Source organism: Paenibacillus mellifer (assembly GCF_023195895.1).
GTDB classification, from domain to species: domain Bacteria; phylum Bacillota; class Bacilli; order Paenibacillales; family Paenibacillaceae; genus Fontibacillus; species Fontibacillus mellifer.
On record NZ_JALPRK010000001.1, the window covers coordinates 35,873 to 54,456 of the forward strand.

Consider the following 18,584-nt stretch of genomic DNA (forward strand, 5'->3'; position numbering starts at 1 on the left):
CCCGTTTCCCCGCAGTCTCGCGGAGGAACGGGTTGTTTTGTTTCCTTACTATTTATGGGAGGCTGCATGTTCCCCGGCAATTCGGCCGGAGTTGACGGCAAATGCCATCGTCAGGCCTTCCACATCCGGGTAGCTGTTGTCATACAAACCACCGGCATCGTTGCCAACCGCGTAAAGGCCAGAAATGACTTTGCCTTCGGCGGTCAGAGCCTGCAGGTCTTCGTTAACGCGCACGCCGCCGATCGACCCATAGGTCGAACCGCTGACGCGGATGGCGTAGAATGGACCTTTTTCAATCGTATATTGCAGGTAAGCCGGGTCCTTGTAATACAAAGTATCCTTCTTAGCCGCTACGGCTTGGTTATAGGTTTGTGCCGATGCTTTCAATTTTGCAGCATTCATGCCCGTCTTGGCCGCCAAATCGTCAATCGTTTTGCCGATGGCGACAACGCCGTCCTTGGCGAATGTTTCAAGATCAGCTTGCAAATCTTTAATCGGAGCGGTCTTCAACTTGTTGACGTCGTTGCGCCCTTGGGCAAATAAGCCGTCCCCGTTCACTTGATAAGCGCCGCACAAATTGCTGCCCTCTTTGGTCAGCTTATCGACTGTAGCTTGATCGATGACGGCAAAATACTCGCCTCCCGCGGAGTAGGCCGCGTTGCCCCACAGAACGTTATCATACACAACCCCTTCGTCCACGAACCGGGTGCCTTCTTTGTTCACCCAGAACAGCGGCAGATCTTTGACGGTAAAGGTTGGACGACCGTTGTAATTTTCGAAGATCCCTTTCGTCCCCGACAGGTCGCCTAGGTGGATTTGGATCACGCCGCTGCCGATTTCGTCGGCTCCGATTGCCCAGGCCATCTTTACGCCTTCGCCTTTGTTTCCCCACCCGTAATAGTTGTAATAATTGACTTTCGTTTTCTCCTTGAACATCTCTTCATTGGCACCGAAGCCGCCGCTTGCGAGAATGACGTTCTTCGCGCTAACCTTCAGCGTGCTGCCGTCTTCCATGGTAGCGGTGACCCCGGTCACGCGGCCATTGGCATCGGTAATCAGCGATTGGCCGGTCGTGTTGAAGCGAACGTCCACCCCGAGTTCTTTTTGCATCCGTTCATGCAGCTTGGCAAAGTCCGCTTTCGCGTTCGTCCACAGGTGATAGGTCTTTGGTGAATCGACGTGCAGCTTCTGGTTGACCCCAAGGCTCAGCCGCAATCCGATGCCATTGGCCTGCAGCCAATCGATCGTGCTGCCCGATTTGTTGAGAACCGCTTTGAGCAGCGGGGCGTTACTACGGTAATGGTTGTATTTCTCCAAATAGTTAAACAGGTATTCGGTCGTTACGGTTTCTCCAGCTTTCTTTTGCAGGGAAGTTTCCGTACCAGCGATGCCCATCGCGTAGTTTAAGAGACCACCCATCGCGGAGGTTTTCTCCAGCACGATCACCTTCGCGCCGTTTTGAACTGCGGCCAGTGCAGCGGCCGTTCCCGATGTGCCGCCGCCAACGACTACGACGTCCGCCGTAGCGGTATGTACCTTGCCGCCTGTCGTAACCGTTTGCAAGTCGGAAGGCTTCAGGCCGGTTTGCGCCAGCGCTGCTTTAGCGGCAGCTAATACGGCGGCCGAGGTGTGGGATGCGCCTGCGATGCCGTCCAATTCAATGTTTTGCTTAGCTAACATTTGCTCTTGCAGCTTTTTCGCAGCGGCACCCCCAACTTCCGGCGTTTCCTTGTCCGCTTGAATCGTCACTTTGGTGATTTTCTTGCCTTCGACGGTCAGTGAAACTTTGACGTCGCCTCCGAACCCTTTTTCCGTCGCCGTGCCCGTCTTGCTGCTCGCAGCAGCAGCGGCATTGGCATCGCTGACGGACTTGCTGCCGATTTGTGCGCCGCCGAGCACGAGTGCCAGGCCCAATAAGCCCGCCGTTACCGGCTTAATCCAAGATTTCATATCCAAAACTCCCCTTCAACCCTAATTTGGCCGCGTTCGATGACCGAAGTCAGTGACCGTGGTCAGTATCAGAATAGCGCGATTCCTTGCCTATTAAAGTGAAAAAATTCACAAAACAAAGAAAAAGGTTTTGCTTTATAATAGAACCCGTTGATTGACTTGGGAGATCGCCATAGAGAGGTAGGGGAACGCATGAAAACGACGGAAACCGCTGTCCCTCGATTGGGTGTAGGTGCGGTGATTCGGAACGACCGCGGGGAGACCCTGATGGTGCTGCGCAATCGGGAACCGGAAAAGGACACGTGGAGCATCCCCGGCGGAAAAGTTGATTTGTACGAAACGATGGAGCACGGCATCGTGCGGGAAATCAAGGAAGAGGTAAACCTCGATATCGCAGTAACGGGGGTATTATGTACGGCGGAGACGATCCGACCGGAAAAGAAGGAACACTGGGCTTCGGTGATTTACGAAGCGGTGATTGTTGGCGGCGAGCTTCGGAATATGGAAGAAGGGGGAGCCATCGGCGCGATGAAGTGGTTCCCGCTGAATCACTTGCCGGACAAGCTGGCGAGCTTTACCGTGGCAGCGGTCGAAGCGTTGAAGCGACGGGAGTTGGCTGGGGATTAACAGAAGGAACTAGGAGACCTTATTTCCTCCAAATCACCTAGTAGACGTGATTTCGAGCGGAATAAGGTCTTTACGTTCCGTTACGCCGATGCGTCCGATCTACTGCCCAGCTCGCGCCGCCGCCCGCGCACCTGCGCATAAACGGCGATGAGTTGCGTTAGCAGGCCGGCGATGCACACGCCGGTCCAGCCGAAATGCGCATAGCTGAACGAGCCGACCCAGGAGCCGAGGGCGCCGCCGACGAAATACGAAACCATGTAGATCGTATTGATACGATTGCGGGCTTCGTCGCTGATGGCGTGGATGCGGGCCTGGTTGGAGATCTGCGTCGATTGGACGCCGAGATCAAGCAGGATCACGCCGACAACCAGCCCCGCCAAGGCATAGCCGAAGCCCAGCATGCAGACGTAGGCGAGGATGACCGCGGCCATACCGATGCCTATGGTGAAGCGCGGGCTGCGCTGATCGGCCATCCGCCCGGCAACCGGAGCGGCCAAGGCTCCGACGACGCCGATCAAGCCGAACAGACCGGCCGCGTCAGGGCCTAGGCCAAAGCGGGGTTCGGCCAGCAGAAACGACAGCGTCGTCCAGAACACGCTGAAGGCGGCGAACATCATGCCGCCGTTCAGCGACGCTTCGCGAAGCAGCGGCAGATCCTTGATAAGCGAGGCCATCGAGCGGAATAAAGCCCCGTAACCGGCCGTTGTTGCGGACGGGGATTTGGGCAGACGGAATGTCAGAAAGCCAGCCAGAAGGATCATGAGTCCAGAGGCGATAAAATAGACGGCCGGCCAGCCAAGGTATTCCCCGACAAGTCCGCTGAAGGTTCGGGAGACAAGAATCCCGATTAAGAGTCCGCTCATGACGGTGCCTATAATCCGGCCGCGTTCCTTCGGGTCGGCCAGCTGTGCAGCGAGCGGCACGATCAGTTGGGGCACTACGGAAGTGAAGCCTACGGCGAAAGAAGCGATGCTTAACACGGCGCTGTTCCAGGCAAACGCCAGAAATAATAAGGCGCCGGCGGAGCAGAGGAGCATGAACAGGATCAACGATTTCTTCTCGCGAATATCGGCCAGCGGCAGGATCATCAGCATCCCCAGCGCATATCCGACTTGGGTCAAGGTGGCGGCATAACCAACCTGGGCTTGCGTGACGTGAAACGCGGCGGCGATTTCCGCCAGCAGCGGCTGGATATAATAAAGATTCGCCACGGCGATGCCGGCGGTGACGGCCAGGGTCAACACCAGAAACCGACTCAACAGAATCGGTGTGCTTCCGGATGGCATTCGAACGCCTCCTTTCGGGAATTTTGGCAAAAAAACAACCTAAGTCCGTAAGAAACAGGGCTTAGGTTGTTTCGCGTAGGGACGACTTGGCTTATGGCAAAATGTTGCCCGCAGCACGGTAAATTTCGTACCACTCTTCGCGGGTCAAGCGGATCTCGCCGGCTTGGATGCAGTCCTTCAAGCGATCGATGTTCATCGTCCCGATCACCGGCTGCATTTGGGCCGGGTGGCGCAGCAGCCACGCGATGGCAATGGTTGTGTTCGTAACGCCGTATTTCGCGGCGATTTCGTCAATCTTCTGGTTCAGCTCAGGGAACTTCTCGTTGCCGAGGAAGACTCCCTCGAAGAATCCGTATTGGAACGGCGACCAAGGTTGGATCGTGATGTCGTTCAAACGGCAGAAGTCGAGCACACTGCCGTCGCGGTTAACAGCCGCTTCATTTTCCATATTTACGTTAATGCCGGCCGAAATCATCGTGGTGTTCGTGATGCTCAGCTGCAGCTGATTGGCGACGATCGGCTGTTTAACGTATTTTTGCAGCAGTTGGATTTGCATCGGGTTCTGGTTGGAGACGCCAAAATGACGTACTTTGCCCGCGGTATGCAATTGGTCGAACGCTTCGGCAACTTCTTCGGGTTCTACCAGGGCATCCGGACGATGCAGCAGCAGCACGTCAAGATATTCGGTGTTCAAGCGTTTCAAAATACCGTCTACCGACGATAAAATATGCTCTTTCGAGAAGTCGAAGGAGCCTTGGCGGATGCCGCATTTCGATTGCAGGATGATTTTCTCCCGAATTTCCGGGTTCATGTGGATCGCATCGGCGAAAATCTCCTCGCAGGAGCCGCCTCCATATATATCCGCGTGGTCGAAGAAATTCGCGCCTTCTTCCAGCGCAGTTTGCACGAAACGTTCCGCACCGGCTCTGTCCAGCGAGTTGATGCGCATGCAGCCGACAGCGATGACGGGGACTTCCAGCGTGCTTGTTCCAAGCTTGATGGTCTTCATTAGTCGGATCCTCCTCAGTTGAATAGGAATAGATGAACGGTCACCCGGGCAGCTATGTAGATGGAGAGAAACAACTCTCAATACAGCAATGCGTGATTGGCGCCTGGATGCCCCCATCATTGTGACATAGAAGGACGACGGTTTCAAGAGCAGGGCGAGGAGCGTGGGGATAACAGCTAAAAGGCCGCCGGGTCATGAATCCCGGCAGCCGAAAGCGGAAAGGAATAGGAATCTTAGTGTTAGCGAACGGTTTCGCTAGGAGCGGCAACGCGTTTGTCTTTCAGCACGACGTTGTTGCTATATAACATCGAATCGCTGCTTAAACGGTAGGTTGGGAAGGGGTCATGAGCAAGCAACCGCATCACGTCGTCAAACAAAATTTCCTGCTGGCGATCCACCAAGAAGGTGAAGCCGTCTGATTCAAACGCGATGTCGGTGGGGAGCGGTTCGCTGATCAGATGCAGCGAATACACGCCGGCTGCGCTGCACCCTTCCGATTCACCAAACAGCTTGAAGTATCCAGGCCGGCCTCCTAGAGTTTGTAGCAGCTTCTCTTTCGTATCCTTCGTCATGTCTACTCTCATCGCGACACACATCCTTTGAGTTCTATTATACATTTCGTAAAATTATATTGTTTACAATTTAATAATAATCAATTTGAAGGGATTTGTCAACTGAGGAAAGGTCACTTGTGCAACCGGACCCTGAGCGTATAATAGTTACTGTGATTTTGGTAGCCAACAAATACAACGAAAAGGAATGCATGCCCACATGAATCTCATTGAGAAGAAACATGCGGAAGATCTGCTAAATGCTTTTGTCGGATCGGACGTGTATCTGCATAGTGAAGCTACTTCGTATCTGTTTGTCCGTAATTTCAAGGTGAACCTGACCGCTGCCTTTATTGCCGGGGACGGACCTTACCGGGCGGCTTTGCGATTTGACGGCCTGGGTTGGCTGCGCATCGAAGGGCTGACCCATTTCGAGCTTGACGAGCAAGGGCGTCTCCTGCTGGAGGGCTTTGACGACAAGGGACGTATGGACGTCGCACTGCATTTGGGAAAGGAGCCGTTTCCGGAATGAATACACAACAAACTATGGGACGTAAGCTACTGGCGGTGTTTGCCCACCCTGACGACGAGTCGTTTATCTGCGGAGGCACGTTAGCTAAATATGCCGCCGAAGGTGTGGAGGTCACGGTAGTAAGTGCAACTCGCGGCGAAATGGGGCGGCGGATGGGGAATCCACCTTATTTAAACCGGGAGACGCTGGCGGCGGCCCGGGAAATCGAGTTGCGGCAGGCGTGCGACCATTTGGGCGTACACGAATTGAAGTTCCTCGATATCCGTGATAAAACGGTCGAGTTCATTGACGAGAAGCTGCTTATCGGACGGATCGAGGAGCTGATGAGAGAGCTTCAGCCCGATGTGGTGCTCACGTTCCACGAGACATTGGGTGGACACCCGGACCACTGCGCGATTGGTAAAGCGACAACGGCAGCATTTCGCCGGTACAATCAAGGTGCGCTGTATTTTGTTTCTTTCGGCGACATGATGCTGCAGCCGGACAAGTACGGCTATACCGCGGGCGACATCGCTCGCGTGGATGTACAAGAGCATTTGAAGGCCAAGCTGGCTGCCTTTCGCGCTCACCGCTGCCAATCGGAGCTAATGGAATGGGTATGGCAACGGGATGACAAAGCGCTGCGGAACTTGGGCCGTTACGAATATTTCATCCGCGGCAGCCAGTCGAAATCGGGGAAGGATTCGCTATTTGGTTAAGATTGACTTGACGGTTCCAGGGGTATTTTTCAAATAATAATGATTTTCATTCTCAATTAGATATGATACGATGGTTCCATCCTAGTGAATTTTCACTTCCTTATGTGATTAAAAGGAGAGGTTGCGACGATGGAACAAACCGTGTTTGATGTCACGATTATCGGGGGAGGACCGGCAGGGTTGTATTCCGCCTTCTACAGCGGCCTGCGCGAGATGAGAACGAAGCTGATCGAATATCAGCCTTTTCTCGGCGGCAAAGTGAATGTATATCCGGAGAAAATGATCTGGGACATCGGCGGCCTGACGCCGGTTACCGGGGAACAGCTGATTCAACAGTTGACCCAGCAGGGATTGACGTTTCAGCCGGAAGTCGTGCTTGGGGAGAAGGTGACGTCGATTTCTCAGAACGCAGATCGCACGTTCACGCTGCACACCGCATCGGGCACCCCGCATTATTCCAAGACGATCATTCTTGCCATTGGAGGCGGGATCCTGAAACCCACGAAGCTCGAAATCGAAGGAGCCGAACGGTTTGAAGTGACGAACCTCCATTATACGGTGAAATCGTTAGGCCGGTTCAAAGGGAAAACCGTGCTGATTTCAGGCGGAGGAAACACGGCGATCGATTGGGCGAATGAGCTGGCTCCGATTGCAAAGAAAGTGTATTTAACCTATCGCAAGGAAGTGCTGAAAGGCCACGAGGCGGAGGTCTCGAAGCTGATGAAGAGTCATGTAGCCTGTCTGCTGAACACCTCGATTGTGAAATTGACCGGGGCTAAGGGCGGGGAAGCGATCCACAGCGTCTGGATTCAAAATCATGAGGATGGCTCCATCGTCGAGCTGGAAGTCGATGAAGTCGTCGTGAGTCATGGATATGAACGGGATAAAGCGCTGCTGGACAATAGTGAAATTCAAATGAACATGGCAAATGAGTACGGGGTCGCAGGAACTCCCCTGAGCGAAACTTCGGTGGAGGGGATTTTTGCAGCCGGGGATATCTTGGCTTATGAAGGCAAGCTGCATTTGATCGCGGGGGCTTTCCAGGATGCAGCCAACGCCGTAAACCGGGCCAAACAATATATCACCCCAGAGGCGGAGGCTTACGGGATGGTCTCTTCGCATAATGATCTCTTCATAGAGAAAAATCGGGAACTAAAAAGGCAACTGTTTGCGGCGATGGCAGATTAGTTGAATCTACTTGATATGGATGCGCTTACCTGAAATGGGTAGGCGTATTTTTATATCCTTATTGTGATTCCTTACCATGAAAATGGGAATATATCGAAACCTCACCAATAGATATAAAGGTATCAGCTTGTATAGGCTCCTTGAAAACTATGAATGGTGAGGGAGATGAGAGTTTGAGCAAGAGAGTCGTCGCAGGAATCTTAAGCTTCATTCTGGCGTTTACGCTGCTGCTGCCGATGGCGGGAGCAGAAGGCGGCGCTTTGGCGGGAGCCGATGGAAGGAGGGAAGGCGTTCCTCGGCTGAATCAGGATGCCGTGACTCAAGAGATGCTGCGGGATCAGGCCGCGAAGGTTCAGCTCAGCGGTAGAGAGAAACGGCAAGTTTCCGGGCAGTCCTCCGCTGTGGACAACGGATTAACCCTGGAACGCCGGGATGCCGATGCGTCTGCGGTTCAGCCGCAAAACTTCGTGCCACTTACGGACGGCAGCGAACCGACAACGGTGATCGTTGAGCTGCAGGAAGCGCCTTTGAAGGTGTTTGAAGTTTCGCAGAGCAAAGCGCGTTCGAGCCAATCGCTGAGTTCTCACAGAAAAGCGATTGATTTACAACAGCAAACGTTCAAGACGCAGGCGGTTAGTAAACTGAAGGCGAACATTCACCGCGAATACGAACATATTTTCAATGGGTATTCATTGACGATTCCGGCTAACGAGGTGGAAAGCCTGTTGGAGCTCCCGGGCGTCAAGGCGGTATACCCGAATGAGATGGTTTATGCAACTGAGGAAGAAGAGGTTCCGGCCGCACCGCTGGACAGCGTGTCATTCATCGGCAGCGGGGCGTTCTGGGAGGAAGGGACCGAAGGCCAAGGCATTAAGGTCGGCGTAATCGATACCGGCACGGCCAAGGACCATCCTGATTTGTCGGGAGCGATTCCTGAGGGATACTGGGGTTATGATTTCGTCAACGAGGATTCTGAGCCTTATGAAACGACGAAGCAGGATTATTTGGATGCGCTGGCCGAGGATCCATCGCTGCCTGAGGTGGATGAAGACGGTCGAGCTTACTACACCTCGCATGGCAGCCATGTATCGGGTATTGTAGCCGGACGCGGCGTAGGCAAAGACGAACTCGCTGGCGTCAAAGGGGTTGCACCTGAAGCGGAAGTTTACGCTTATAAGGTATTAGGGCCTTACGGCAGCGGTTCGACGGAGGATGTGATCGCCGGAATCGAGCGGGCTGTGGAGGACGGCATGGACGTCATCAACTTGTCGCTGGGTTCGGAGACCAATAACCAGCGCTCCGCCGATTCGATCGCCGTCAACAATGCGATGAAGGCGGGGGTTGTAGCTGTCGTATCCAGCGGCAACTCTGGACCTGGAGGAGCAACTGTCACCGATCCAGGCAGCTCGGAGCTGGCCATAACCGTCGGCGCTTCCAAGCCGCCGCTTGTCACGCCGATCATGCAGATTGCGGCGATGGGCGAGGAAGGCTTCTTTATGGAGACGTTCGACAAATCCGCGGGAATTGAGGATCTGACCGAGTCTTACCCGCTGGTCGATGTCGGGGTAGGGAAGCCGGGGGATTATGCGGGAAAAGACTTAACCGGTAAAATCGCCTTCATCAAACGCGGCGAAATCTCCTTTGCGGATAAAGCCTTGAACGCCCAAGCTTCAGGCGCGGTGGCCGCGATCGTGTTCAACAACGCGCCGGAGGCACTGGAAAGCGGGACATTAGCGGATGCGGAGATTAATATTCCGGTTTACGCGCTTTCCGGAGCTTACGGAGAACGAATTCGGAACGCTCTGAAAACACAGGAGTTGTCCGCCGAGTTCAGTTCGACGATTGAAGAGGATATTATGGCTGGGTTTAGCTCACGCGGGCCGGCCAAACCTGGGTATGACATCAAACCGGACATTTCCGCACCGGGGATGAGCATTCGCTCCAGCGTGCCGGAGTACGAGGGCTGGTATGCCGCCCAGAACGGTACCAGCATGGCCGCACCGCATGTTGCAGGTGCAGCGGCACTGGTGGTGCAGAAATATCCAAGCCTCACGCCTTATGAAGTCAAGTCCTTATTGATGAATAGCACGGTGAAACTGAGCGATCGAAACGGTGACCGCTATACGCATATGGATCAGGGAGCCGGGCGGATCGCGTTGGATCAGGTGCTGGAGGCCAAAGCGGTAGCGATGGTGGAGGACTCGACGCCATATGTGGATGGGGAGGTCCCGGAAACTTTTTATACGGGCAGCCTGTCGTTCGGATATGTGGGTAACGGCTTTTCCGCCGAGCAACAGGTGATCGTGAAGGACATCGCAGGTGCGTCCTCCAACTACACCGTTCGCTCGCAGTGGTATGGAGATGCAACGATTGACCTGAATTTGTCTGCAACTGAGGTCGCGGTAAGCGCCGGCGGGGAAACCAGCTTCGATGTCGAAGTTGTCGTGCCGGAAGAAGCGGCAAATGAGCGGTACGAAGGCGAAGTGATTTTGACGGAGACGACGACCGGGCATGAGATCAAACTGCCGGTAGCGGTTTATGTCGGCGATACACCACAGCAGGATGTGATTACGGACGTAGAACTGTCGAACAACCCGATTTCGCCAAACGACGATGGGCTGTTTGATACCACAGATATCGCGTTTACGGTGAACGAATACGCCGAGTATTTCTCGTTGGAAGTCCATGATATGGACGGATATTGGCTAGGTGTAATAGCTCAAGCAGATACAGGCATCGATCCGGGAAGCTACACATTAAACGGATGGGACGGAATCATCTACGGAGAATTCGATGAGGAAATCGTGCTTCCTGATAGCGAATACCTGCTGGTCCCTTATACCGGACCGTCCAAGTTTGAATCGGTTCCTTCGGAAGATTCTAGATACGTCTTCTATGTCGACACTTCAGCGCCGAATTCCAAGCTTAACGAGCCAGCATTGAAAGTGAAGAGCTCCGGTCAGACCGGGGTCATTTACGGCGAAGTTACAGAGGATATGCTGATCAATTATCTGGTCACCGGAGGTGGGCTGGATATGGACGTTGTGATTGGCGTCGAAGCGCTGTATTTGAACGCAAATGGTGAGGTCGAAACAAGCATAGGGACTATTGATAATCAAGGAAACTTTAAAATCGACGTCCCGGTTGTAATTGGAGACAACTATTACGAGGTTTACGTCTATGACTTGGCCGGGAATGGATATTGGAATGGGTATTGGGATCCGGCTCATGTTGTGGAGTACCAGCACAAGCAGGATTACGTATTCCCGGTTATTGAGCCCGATCAAGTTCAACCTAATGAACCGTTCGATCTCCATGTGCAATTCTCAGCTACGACCGCCGTTTACGGAGCAGAATTTAACTTGGTTTATAGCAATCAACTAACGGCAAGTGAGGTATTACCTAGCCCAGAATTAAGCACTTATCAGGAAAAGGAGGCTCCTGGGGTTCCTTTGACAGTATCAGAAGCGGTATATGAACAATCGCCGCAACTGACACGTCATGAGTTCTCGGAAAGCTTAAGCTCAGGGGATGGTTATACAGGTACGGGATCCTTGGCGGTATTTCATTTTGATGGAGCCCCGGCAGGAGATTACACCTTTACCTTAAGTGATTTGAAATTATTCGACAAAGACGGGAATGAGCTTCAGTTTGAACAAACTCTCAGCACGACATTGACGGTACAAGAACCTACGGAGCAGCCTGATGGTACTTTGAAGGTCACCCCAGTTTCCTTACCGCTGAAAGTCGGGGGCACTGCTCAGCTGAGCGTTACGTATACGGATAAGGAAGGTAATGAAATAACCGTGATGGATGCGGTTTACGAATCGATGGATCCGCAGGTTGCTACCGTATCTAGTACGGGGTTGGTCACGGGCGTGAAAGCTGGCTCAACCTCCATCGACGTGACCTACCAAGGTATAACGGAGCACGTGCCCGTCACGGTCACTCCGGCAGACCCGCCTAACAACGGAGGCGGAGGAGGTAATGGCGGCGGCAGCGGCGGGGGAGGATCGAGCAGCGGCGGTTCCACTTCTACGCCAACAACGACGCCAACTCCACCTGCTCCACCGGCAATCCCTAAGGATGCCGTAGCTATCAAGGCAGGCGAGCCTACGGTCGTGAAGCTGCCGAACGGGTTTACGCTGACGATTCCCGCAGGCGCAATTACTTCGCCGGAGGCCGCTTACGTTCAAGTCACGCCGGCGACCGAGGAAGATACGAAGAAGCTGCTGGAAGGCTTGAAGCTGGCGGCGGGGATTCAACCGTTTGGAATCTATTATGATATCAACATTTTGACGAAAGACGGGAAACCGCTGGACCCTATCACGCTCAGCAAACCAGCCGAAGCGGCGATCCCACTTACAGCATTGAACCCCAGGACTATTAAAGGGGAAAAGATCAGCTTGTTCAAGCTGGGAGATAAAGGTCAGCTGACCCAGTTCTTCGGAAGAATAACGGATGGTAAGGTTGTTGCTAATCTGTACGGGTTCAGCCGGTACATCTATCTAGCCAAAAACGTTAGCTTTACCGATGTGACTTTCGAGAAGTACGCGTGGGCAGTGGATGCCATTGGAATCCTGGCGTCGAAGGACATTCTCGCCGGATCGAGCGATGGCAGCTACCATCCCGATACACAGGTGACCCGCGCCGAGTTCGTATCCATGCTGGTGCGAGCTCTGGAACTGAAGGGGGATCCAACCGATGCTAACACGGTTTCCTTCACTGATGTTCCAGCAGGAAGCTGGTATGAGGAGGCCGTGAAGATTGCGACATCCCGAGGCCTGATCAGCGGCTACTCCGACGGCATTTTTGCGCCGGACCGGCCGATTACCCGCGGTGAAATGGCGGTCGTTCTGGCCAAGGCGCTGGAAGCATTGGGCCAATCTGCGGGGGCAGCCGGTTCGCTGAACGGTTTTGCCGACCAAGCCCGCATTCCGGACTGGGCCAACGAGGCGGTAGCCAAAGTTACGGGCCTTGGCATCATGAAAGGCAAAGCAGGGAACCGCTTCGAAGCTGAATTGCCAACGACCCGGGCCGAAGCGGCTGTCGTCGTTTACCGAATCTTTAAGGATTTCACGAAATAAGATTGAATCGAACCGCCGTTGTTGCGCATGATGCCGACGGCGGTTTTCATATACATCAGGTAGGTTTCGATCTTCCTGAAGGAGCGTGGTTAAATGGATCAGAAAGTGCATCGCTATTATGAATTGAAGCAACTGCAGAAAGAAACGGAGCAGGAGCTGGCTGCTTTGCGCGGGGATATTTTAGACCATTTTCGTGATCAAGGCATCTCGGAGCTGGACTTGGACGGATACCGGGTCAGAACGATCCGCCAGGAACGGAAGGAGTACGATGACCATAAGCTCTACGAAGCGCTTCCGGATCCCGAAGTATGGCGGTTGATTTCCAAAGCCGATGCGCAAAAGGTAGCCGGACTCGTGAAGCTGAACGTGATCCCCGAGGACAAGCTGGCAGGGACGTTCTCCGTCAAACAAGTCACGCTGGTGCAGGTGGAAAAGATGTAACAATGATCTAAGCAGCATTGGCCTCGGTTTCCGTGAGATTCTCGATCAAGCGTACCTCTGCCTATAGGCAGGGGTTTATTTACGCTTACGGGAATGTTCATTTCTATATATCTTTGAAAACGTTCTTTTGATATAGTGAAAATAATGATTTTTCAGGGAGTGGAGCGTGGATGTTTCGCAGATGGTTTATTCGTAACAGCAGCGTGCAAAACAAGTTTCTGATCTCGACCTTGTTCCTGATCCTCATTCCGCTCGGGCTGTTCGGGATCGTTTCGTTCCAGGTATCCAAGCAATCGATCGAGTCGCAGGTAAACCAACTCAACTTAAGAACGCTGGGCCAAATTTCCGAAAAGACGGACATGCTTATCGATGACATCATTTCTGTGTCCAACACCTTTTATCTGAACACGGAGGTCACCCACGGTTTCTCGACCCATTTTACCCCAAACAGTTACGAGGAAGCGCAGATTCGTTCCGCTTTCGATCGGCTGCTGACCAACTCGATTTACTCCTTCGGAAACATCAAATATGACGTTACTCTGCTTGGCCTCAATGGCTTTAAGTTATCGACGAATCCCCAATATCATTCCATACGTTTGCAGGACATTGTAGAGCAGGACTGGTACCGTACGGCGACAGAGGCCAAGGGACGGATTTTGTGGATTACCGAACCGATTCCGGGCCTAGGCCCGGCGGGAACGGCTGACCATTCGGTTTATGCGGTCCGGGTCAGTAACCTGTTCGAAAGCTGGGCTCCGATCGGGCTCGTGATCATACGCATTGACGAAAAAACGCTAAGAAATCTCTATGCGGGTTCTTTGGACGAAAATCAGGAGATCATCATCGTCAATGATGGTCAGGTCGTCTCTTCAAACGAAAGGTTTATGGAAAACGTTGATTTGAATAACCGTCCTTATTACAAGAAAATAGACCATTACGATTCCGGTTATTTCGTGGATCGGGAGCTGGGTACCGAACAGTTGATTTCCTTCCAGACGATCGGCAAAACGAACTGGAAGCTCGTATCATACACTCCGACGCGTACCGTGCTGGCTTCGATCAACCGGATCCAAACGATCGTTATGGTTGTTTTTGCCGTCGTGGCGTTACTGTCCTTCGCAGCCTCCTATTATATGGCACGGCGGCTCGCCATTCCGATCAAACGGCTGCACAAAGATTTCGGCCGGGTGGAGGAAGGGGATTTGTCGGTCAGATCGCCGGTTTACGGCGAGGACGAAATTGGCATGCTGACCCGGAAGTTCAATCAAATGGTTGCTAAGCTGAACGAACTTATGCACGATGTGACCCGGGAACAGCAAAATAAGCGGCAAGCCGAGATCCAGGCGCTGCAGTCCCAGATCAACCCACATTTCCTGTACAATACGCTGGCCTCGATCCGGTTCATGTTATACAAGCATAAGCCGGAGACGATTGACGAGGTGATCGTGGCGCTGGTGCGCTTATTGAAACAGTCGATATCCAAGCCGGATGAATGGATTCCCATCGAAGAGGAGCTGGGCATTCTGAAAAACTACCTGTTCATTCAGCAAATTCGCCAGGGCAACCGGTTGGATATCCAATACGAAATCGACGAAGCCATTCTCGCTTACCGGACGATCAAGCTGATCTTACAGCCTATCGTGGAAAATGCCATTTTTCACGGGATTGAACCGAAGCGGGATAAGGGGACCATCCGGATTAGAGGCTATTTGGAGGGAGCGGACGTATTGTTTGAGATAACCGACGACGGCATCGGGATGGACGCCGGAACGCTAGCGAACTTCGGAAGCAGGGCGGCAGATGAAGAAACCGCGCATGGCGGTGGACTCCGGAATGTTCATGAGCGCATTCAACTACATTTCGGAGGAAAATACGGTCTTGCGCTCGCTGCGGGAGAACAAGGCGGCACCCGGGTCAAAATACGAATTCCGGCATTTTATCATCTGGAGGAAGCGAAGCAGCGATGAATATTCTGATTGTTGACGATGAACGGATCATCCGCGAGTGGTTTCGAATGACGGTGGACAAGCTTGGCGGGGAATACTGCATCATCGGCGAAGCGTCCAACGGAGAGGAAGCCTTGGCATTTTGCGCAATACATCCGGTGAACCTGGTGGTCACGGACGTGAAAATGCCCGGTATGGACGGGTTGGCGTTGATCAAAAGGCTAAAAGAGGAGCAACCCGGGATTCGTTCAGTCATTTTCAGTTCCTACAACGAGTTTCATTTTGCCGTCGAGGCGTTGAAATTCGGGGCCAGCGAATACGTTCTGAAGGCGGAGATCACGCAAACCGGTTTGACGGAAATCCTGGAAAAAGTCAGGAGGGATCTCGAACTGGAGCGAAACCGGACCATGGAAGTCAATTCGCTCCGGCATGTACTTAATCAAAACGAGCAGGCGCTCCGCGCGGCCTATTTCAAAGAATTGCTGATGGGTAGCGGGCAAGCGGTTATGCAATTCGGCGAGAAAATGGAGTTTTTTCGCATCGGGTTGGCTGAGAAAAACTTGACTCTATTGATCCTCGGCCTCATTCGACGTCCTGATCAAGAAGGGCAGTTGAAAATCGTCGATCCGATTCTGCTGCAGCACGCTGTCATAAATGTATTGAATGAAACCTTGATGAATGAGACGGGAAGCGGATGTTCTTTTATGTACGAACCCGACGTGTATCTCCTGTTCGTCAACGTTTCGGCTTCCGGCATGAAGTCGCAGCGGGAATTGCTGCTGCTGGTTGCCAGCCGCGTATCGGAAAATTTGAAGAGGTTTCTTGGCATCGATACCGCGATCGGGATCAGCATGCCTTACGGACGGCTTTCCTTTCTCCCGAAACAATTCGACGAGGCAATGGAAGCGCTTGACCGCAATCGGTTTTACGGCGACCGCGGCATCGCGTATTATCAAGCTGACACCCGGTTAGAACAAGGAGAAAAAACTATAGCCAGCCTTAAACCGCATGCGGATGCATTTGCCAACTGGATTGAGGATAACCAAACGGGTGAAGCATTGGCCGAATTTGAACGTCTGCAGCGGGTGGTTGAAATCGAGAAGGCGGTTTCACCCAATCCCATTCGCACCTTGTTTCTTGAGTTGATCTACAAGGCGGTTAACCAGGCACGGCGCCTTCATGTGCCAGAGGATAAGCTAGATAAGGTGCTTGGCGAAACCGCCGGTCAGGCCATGAACAAGAAGACATATCCCGAGCTCGCAGATTGGACCCGAGAACAGCTTCGCGAAGTTTCGGAAATGATAGAAGCCCACCGTGTCCGTTATGCCGAGCCGGTGGAGTTGGCTTGCCAGTATATTCGGCACAATTACGCCGAGGATATTTCATTGAAAGAAATTTCCGGGCACGTCCACTTGAACCGAACCTATTTCAGCGAGTTGTTTAAGAAGGAAACCGGACTGAACTTTAATGAGTATTTGATGCGAGTCCGCATGGAAAGGGCGAAGGAGATTCTTGGGCAGCGGCAGATGCGGGTATCGGACGTGGCCGCGGAGGTCGGCTATGCCAATGCAAGCTATTTTATCAAGCTATTCAAAAAGCACGCCGGCGTTTCCCCTTATGAATTTATGGAAATGCAGGGCGGAGGCAGGACTCGTTAGGTGAGATTGTCCGAATCCACATCCCGTGGGTTCGGATTTTTCGTATTCAGATGGCAATCCGAATGCTGTGTTACGGGAGACGAATATCGTGCTATGGCGCACTCTTATATCAGCCAGTGTATGGACCGTAGAAGGGACCAAAGTTGTAAAAGAGCCGAATCCTCCGTCACTGAGAGAAGGTGGGCTTGTCGTATACTTGGCTTGCAACAACCGGAAACAGTAAAAAGGGAGGTTACACGGATGAAGAAAAAATGGTTGGTAGCCGCGGTAGGCGTAACCCTTCTGGCGACAACCGCACTCAGTGGTTGCGGTAGCGGGGGCACGGAAAAATTAAACGAAAAGGCGTCGGACGGCAGCAAAGAGACGACGCTTACGTTCTGGAGAGCGGGTACGGACGCTCAGGAAAATGCGTATTGGTCACGGGTGATCAGCGAGTTTGAAGCCAGCCACCCGGGCGTGAAGGTAGAACTAAGCGAGGCCCCGTTTGGGAACGACATGGAGACCAAGCTGAACGCGGCCTATGCCAGTGGAACGGCGCCGGACGTCTTGTCATATACGCTGGCTTCCGTAGCACAGCGCGCCAGCTTGGGCCAATATGAACCGCTGGACGCATATTTGGCCGATTGGGACGGCAAGTCCGACTTGATGGAAAGCGTAGCGCAGACGGGTTATTATAACGGGAAGTTGTACGGGCTTGGTTTTATTCCCGACCCTCGCGTATTGTTGTGGCGGAAGGATTTGTTCAAGGAGGCAGGGTTGGATCCGGAGAAGCCGCCGGGCAGTTGGGAGGAACTGGCCGATTATGCCCAGAAGTTGACGAAGAAGGACGGCAATACGACCACGTTGGCGGGTTTTGCCATCCCGACATCAGTCGGGTGGACGCTCTGGCAGTCCTTTGTTCTGCAAAACGGAGGTCTGATTATCGACGAAGAGAATAATAAGCCGTTGTTCGATTCGCCGGAAGCGATCGAAGCGACCGAATATCTCGCGGATCTCGTGGCGAAGGGGGTAACGATCCCCAACGATTCGACTAAGTCCAACGAAAATCTGTTCCCGAACGGAAAAGCGGCGATCGCATACGACAGTCCCACGGCTTACGCCAATTTGCAGAAGGACCACCCGGAGCTGCAAGGTCAAATCGGCGTATCCGGCCCGATCGAAAGAAAGCAAAAGGCGACGTTCTCCGGCATGAGGCTGCTGTTTATGAGCTCGCAAAGCAAAAATAAAGAATTGGCCGCCGAATTCATGAAACAGGTCTTGTCCAAGGAGGAAACTTGGAAACGTTATACCGAGCTGGGAGCGCCGGTTGTGTTGAACTCCTTGAAGGAGGATTACATCAACGACAAACCGGAGATCAACCAGGCGATCTTCGACGCCGTTATGTATGGTAAGGGGGCGGCAAAGGTAACGTATGCAGGCAAGCTGACCGAGATTATCAGCCAGAATCTGGAGTCTGCTTATTATGGCAAAGTTTCGGCCGAGCAGGCGATGAAGGACGGCGTCGAGCAATTGAACAAAGAGTTGCCTAATTTGATCGTAAAATAACACGGCCCTTATTGTGGAACGCCTGATTGCCGGAAAATCGCGCACGGGCGTTTCGCTATTCTGGCG

13 protein-coding genes are annotated in these 18,584 nt (G+C 53.0%); 9 read left to right on the plus strand and 4 right to left on the minus strand.

Going from position 1 to position 18,584, the window contains the following annotated elements:
- Window positions 1-48: 48 nt before the first annotated feature.
- A complete protein-coding gene (locus tag M0651_RS00180) occupies window positions 49-1,950 on the minus strand; it encodes an FAD-dependent oxidoreductase (protein ID WP_248549848.1) in 1,902 nt (633 codons plus the stop codon).
- Between the two features lie 192 nt (window positions 1,951-2,142).
- On the opposite strand from M0651_RS00180, the gene M0651_RS00185 reads away from it, so the two are divergent.
- Entirely contained in the window at window positions 2,143-2,577 is a 435-nt protein-coding gene (locus M0651_RS00185) for an NUDIX domain-containing protein (protein ID WP_248549849.1), read from the plus strand.
- Window positions 2,578-2,657: 80 nt separating this feature from the next.
- On the opposite strand, the gene M0651_RS00190 is transcribed toward M0651_RS00185, so the two are convergent.
- From M0651_RS00190 to M0651_RS00200, 3 genes are all read right to left on the minus strand, one after another.
- Window positions 2,658-3,863 (minus strand): MFS transporter, encoded by a 1,206-nt coding sequence (locus M0651_RS00190; RefSeq protein ID WP_248549850.1) that lies wholly within the window; start codon window positions 3,861-3,863, stop codon window positions 2,658-2,660.
- Between the two features lie 91 nt (window positions 3,864-3,954).
- Window positions 3,955-4,872 (minus strand): aldo/keto reductase, encoded by a 918-nt coding sequence (locus tag M0651_RS00195; protein WP_248549851.1) that lies wholly within the window; start codon window positions 4,870-4,872, stop codon window positions 3,955-3,957.
- Between the two features lie 239 nt (window positions 4,873-5,111).
- Entirely contained in the window at window positions 5,112-5,456 is a 345-nt protein-coding gene (locus tag M0651_RS00200; RefSeq protein ID WP_248549852.1) for an iron-sulfur cluster biosynthesis family protein, read from the minus strand.
- Between the two features lie 187 nt (window positions 5,457-5,643).
- On the opposite strand from M0651_RS00200, the gene M0651_RS00205 reads away from it, so the two are divergent.
- The 8 genes from M0651_RS00205 (at window position 5,644) to M0651_RS00240 (ending at window position 18,518) form a co-directional block, all read left to right on the plus strand.
- Window positions 5,644-5,955, plus strand: coding sequence for a DUF1806 family protein (locus M0651_RS00205; protein WP_248549853.1), 312 nt, complete (start codon window positions 5,644-5,646; stop codon window positions 5,953-5,955).
- Window positions 5,952-6,653, plus strand: a complete 702-nt coding sequence (locus M0651_RS00210) for a PIG-L family deacetylase (RefSeq protein WP_248549854.1) — start codon at window positions 5,952-5,954, stop codon at window positions 6,651-6,653. Before M0651_RS00205 ends, M0651_RS00210 begins: the two co-directional genes overlap by 4 nt.
- Window positions 6,654-6,782: 129 nt before the next feature.
- A complete protein-coding gene (locus tag M0651_RS00215) occupies window positions 6,783-7,841 on the plus strand; it encodes an NAD(P)/FAD-dependent oxidoreductase (protein WP_248549855.1) in 1,059 nt (352 codons plus the stop codon).
- 173 nt (window positions 7,842-8,014) lie between these two features.
- Window positions 8,015-12,928 carry a S8 family serine peptidase gene (locus M0651_RS00220; protein WP_248549856.1) on the plus strand — a complete coding sequence of 1,638 codons (4,914 nt, stop codon included), beginning with the start codon at window positions 8,015-8,017 and terminating at the stop codon, window positions 12,926-12,928.
- A gap of 93 nt (window positions 12,929-13,021) precedes the next feature.
- Entirely contained in the window at window positions 13,022-13,369 is a 348-nt protein-coding gene (locus tag M0651_RS00225; protein WP_248549857.1) for a hypothetical protein, read from the plus strand.
- Window positions 13,370-13,539: 170 nt separating this feature from the next.
- Window positions 13,540-15,336 carry a cache domain-containing sensor histidine kinase gene (locus M0651_RS00230; protein WP_248549858.1) on the plus strand — a complete coding sequence of 599 codons (1,797 nt, stop codon included), beginning with the start codon at window positions 13,540-13,542 and terminating at the stop codon, window positions 15,334-15,336.
- The gene (locus M0651_RS00235) at window positions 15,333-16,973 is read left to right on the plus strand and encodes a response regulator transcription factor (protein ID WP_248549859.1); all 1,641 of its coding nucleotides are present in this window, start codon (window positions 15,333-15,335) and stop codon (window positions 16,971-16,973) included. Before M0651_RS00230 ends, M0651_RS00235 begins: the two co-directional genes overlap by 4 nt.
- Window positions 16,974-17,213: 240 nt before the next feature.
- Window positions 17,214-18,518, plus strand: coding sequence for an ABC transporter substrate-binding protein (locus tag M0651_RS00240; protein ID WP_248549860.1), 1,305 nt, complete (start codon window positions 17,214-17,216; stop codon window positions 18,516-18,518).
- Window positions 18,519-18,584 lie beyond the last annotated feature (66 nt).

Coding starts and splice junctions, on each gene's coding strand:
- M0651_RS00180 (WP_248549848.1), bottom strand. CDS start 1,950: ATGAAATCTTGGATTAAGCCGGTAACGGCGGGCTTATTGGGCCTGGCA.
- M0651_RS00185 (WP_248549849.1), top strand. CDS start 2,143: ATGAAAACGACGGAAACCGCTGTCCCTCGATTGGGTGTAGGTGCGGTG.
- M0651_RS00190 (WP_248549850.1), bottom strand. CDS start 3,863: ATGCCATCCGGAAGCACACCGATTCTGTTGAGTCGGTTTCTGGTGTTG.
- M0651_RS00195 (WP_248549851.1), bottom strand. CDS start 4,872: ATGAAGACCATCAAGCTTGGAACAAGCACGCTGGAAGTCCCCGTCATC.
- M0651_RS00200 (WP_248549852.1), bottom strand. CDS start 5,456: ATGAGAGTAGACATGACGAAGGATACGAAAGAGAAGCTGCTACAAACT.
- M0651_RS00205 (WP_248549853.1), top strand. CDS start 5,644: ATGAATCTCATTGAGAAGAAACATGCGGAAGATCTGCTAAATGCTTTT.
- M0651_RS00210 (WP_248549854.1), top strand. CDS start 5,952: ATGAATACACAACAAACTATGGGACGTAAGCTACTGGCGGTGTTTGCC.
- M0651_RS00215 (WP_248549855.1), top strand. CDS start 6,783: ATGGAACAAACCGTGTTTGATGTCACGATTATCGGGGGAGGACCGGCA.
- M0651_RS00225 (WP_248549857.1), top strand. CDS start 13,022: ATGGATCAGAAAGTGCATCGCTATTATGAATTGAAGCAACTGCAGAAA.
- M0651_RS00230 (WP_248549858.1), top strand. CDS start 13,540: ATGTTTCGCAGATGGTTTATTCGTAACAGCAGCGTGCAAAACAAGTTT.
- M0651_RS00235 (WP_248549859.1), top strand. CDS start 15,333: ATGAATATTCTGATTGTTGACGATGAACGGATCATCCGCGAGTGGTTT.
- M0651_RS00240 (WP_248549860.1), top strand. CDS start 17,214: ATGAAGAAAAAATGGTTGGTAGCCGCGGTAGGCGTAACCCTTCTGGCG.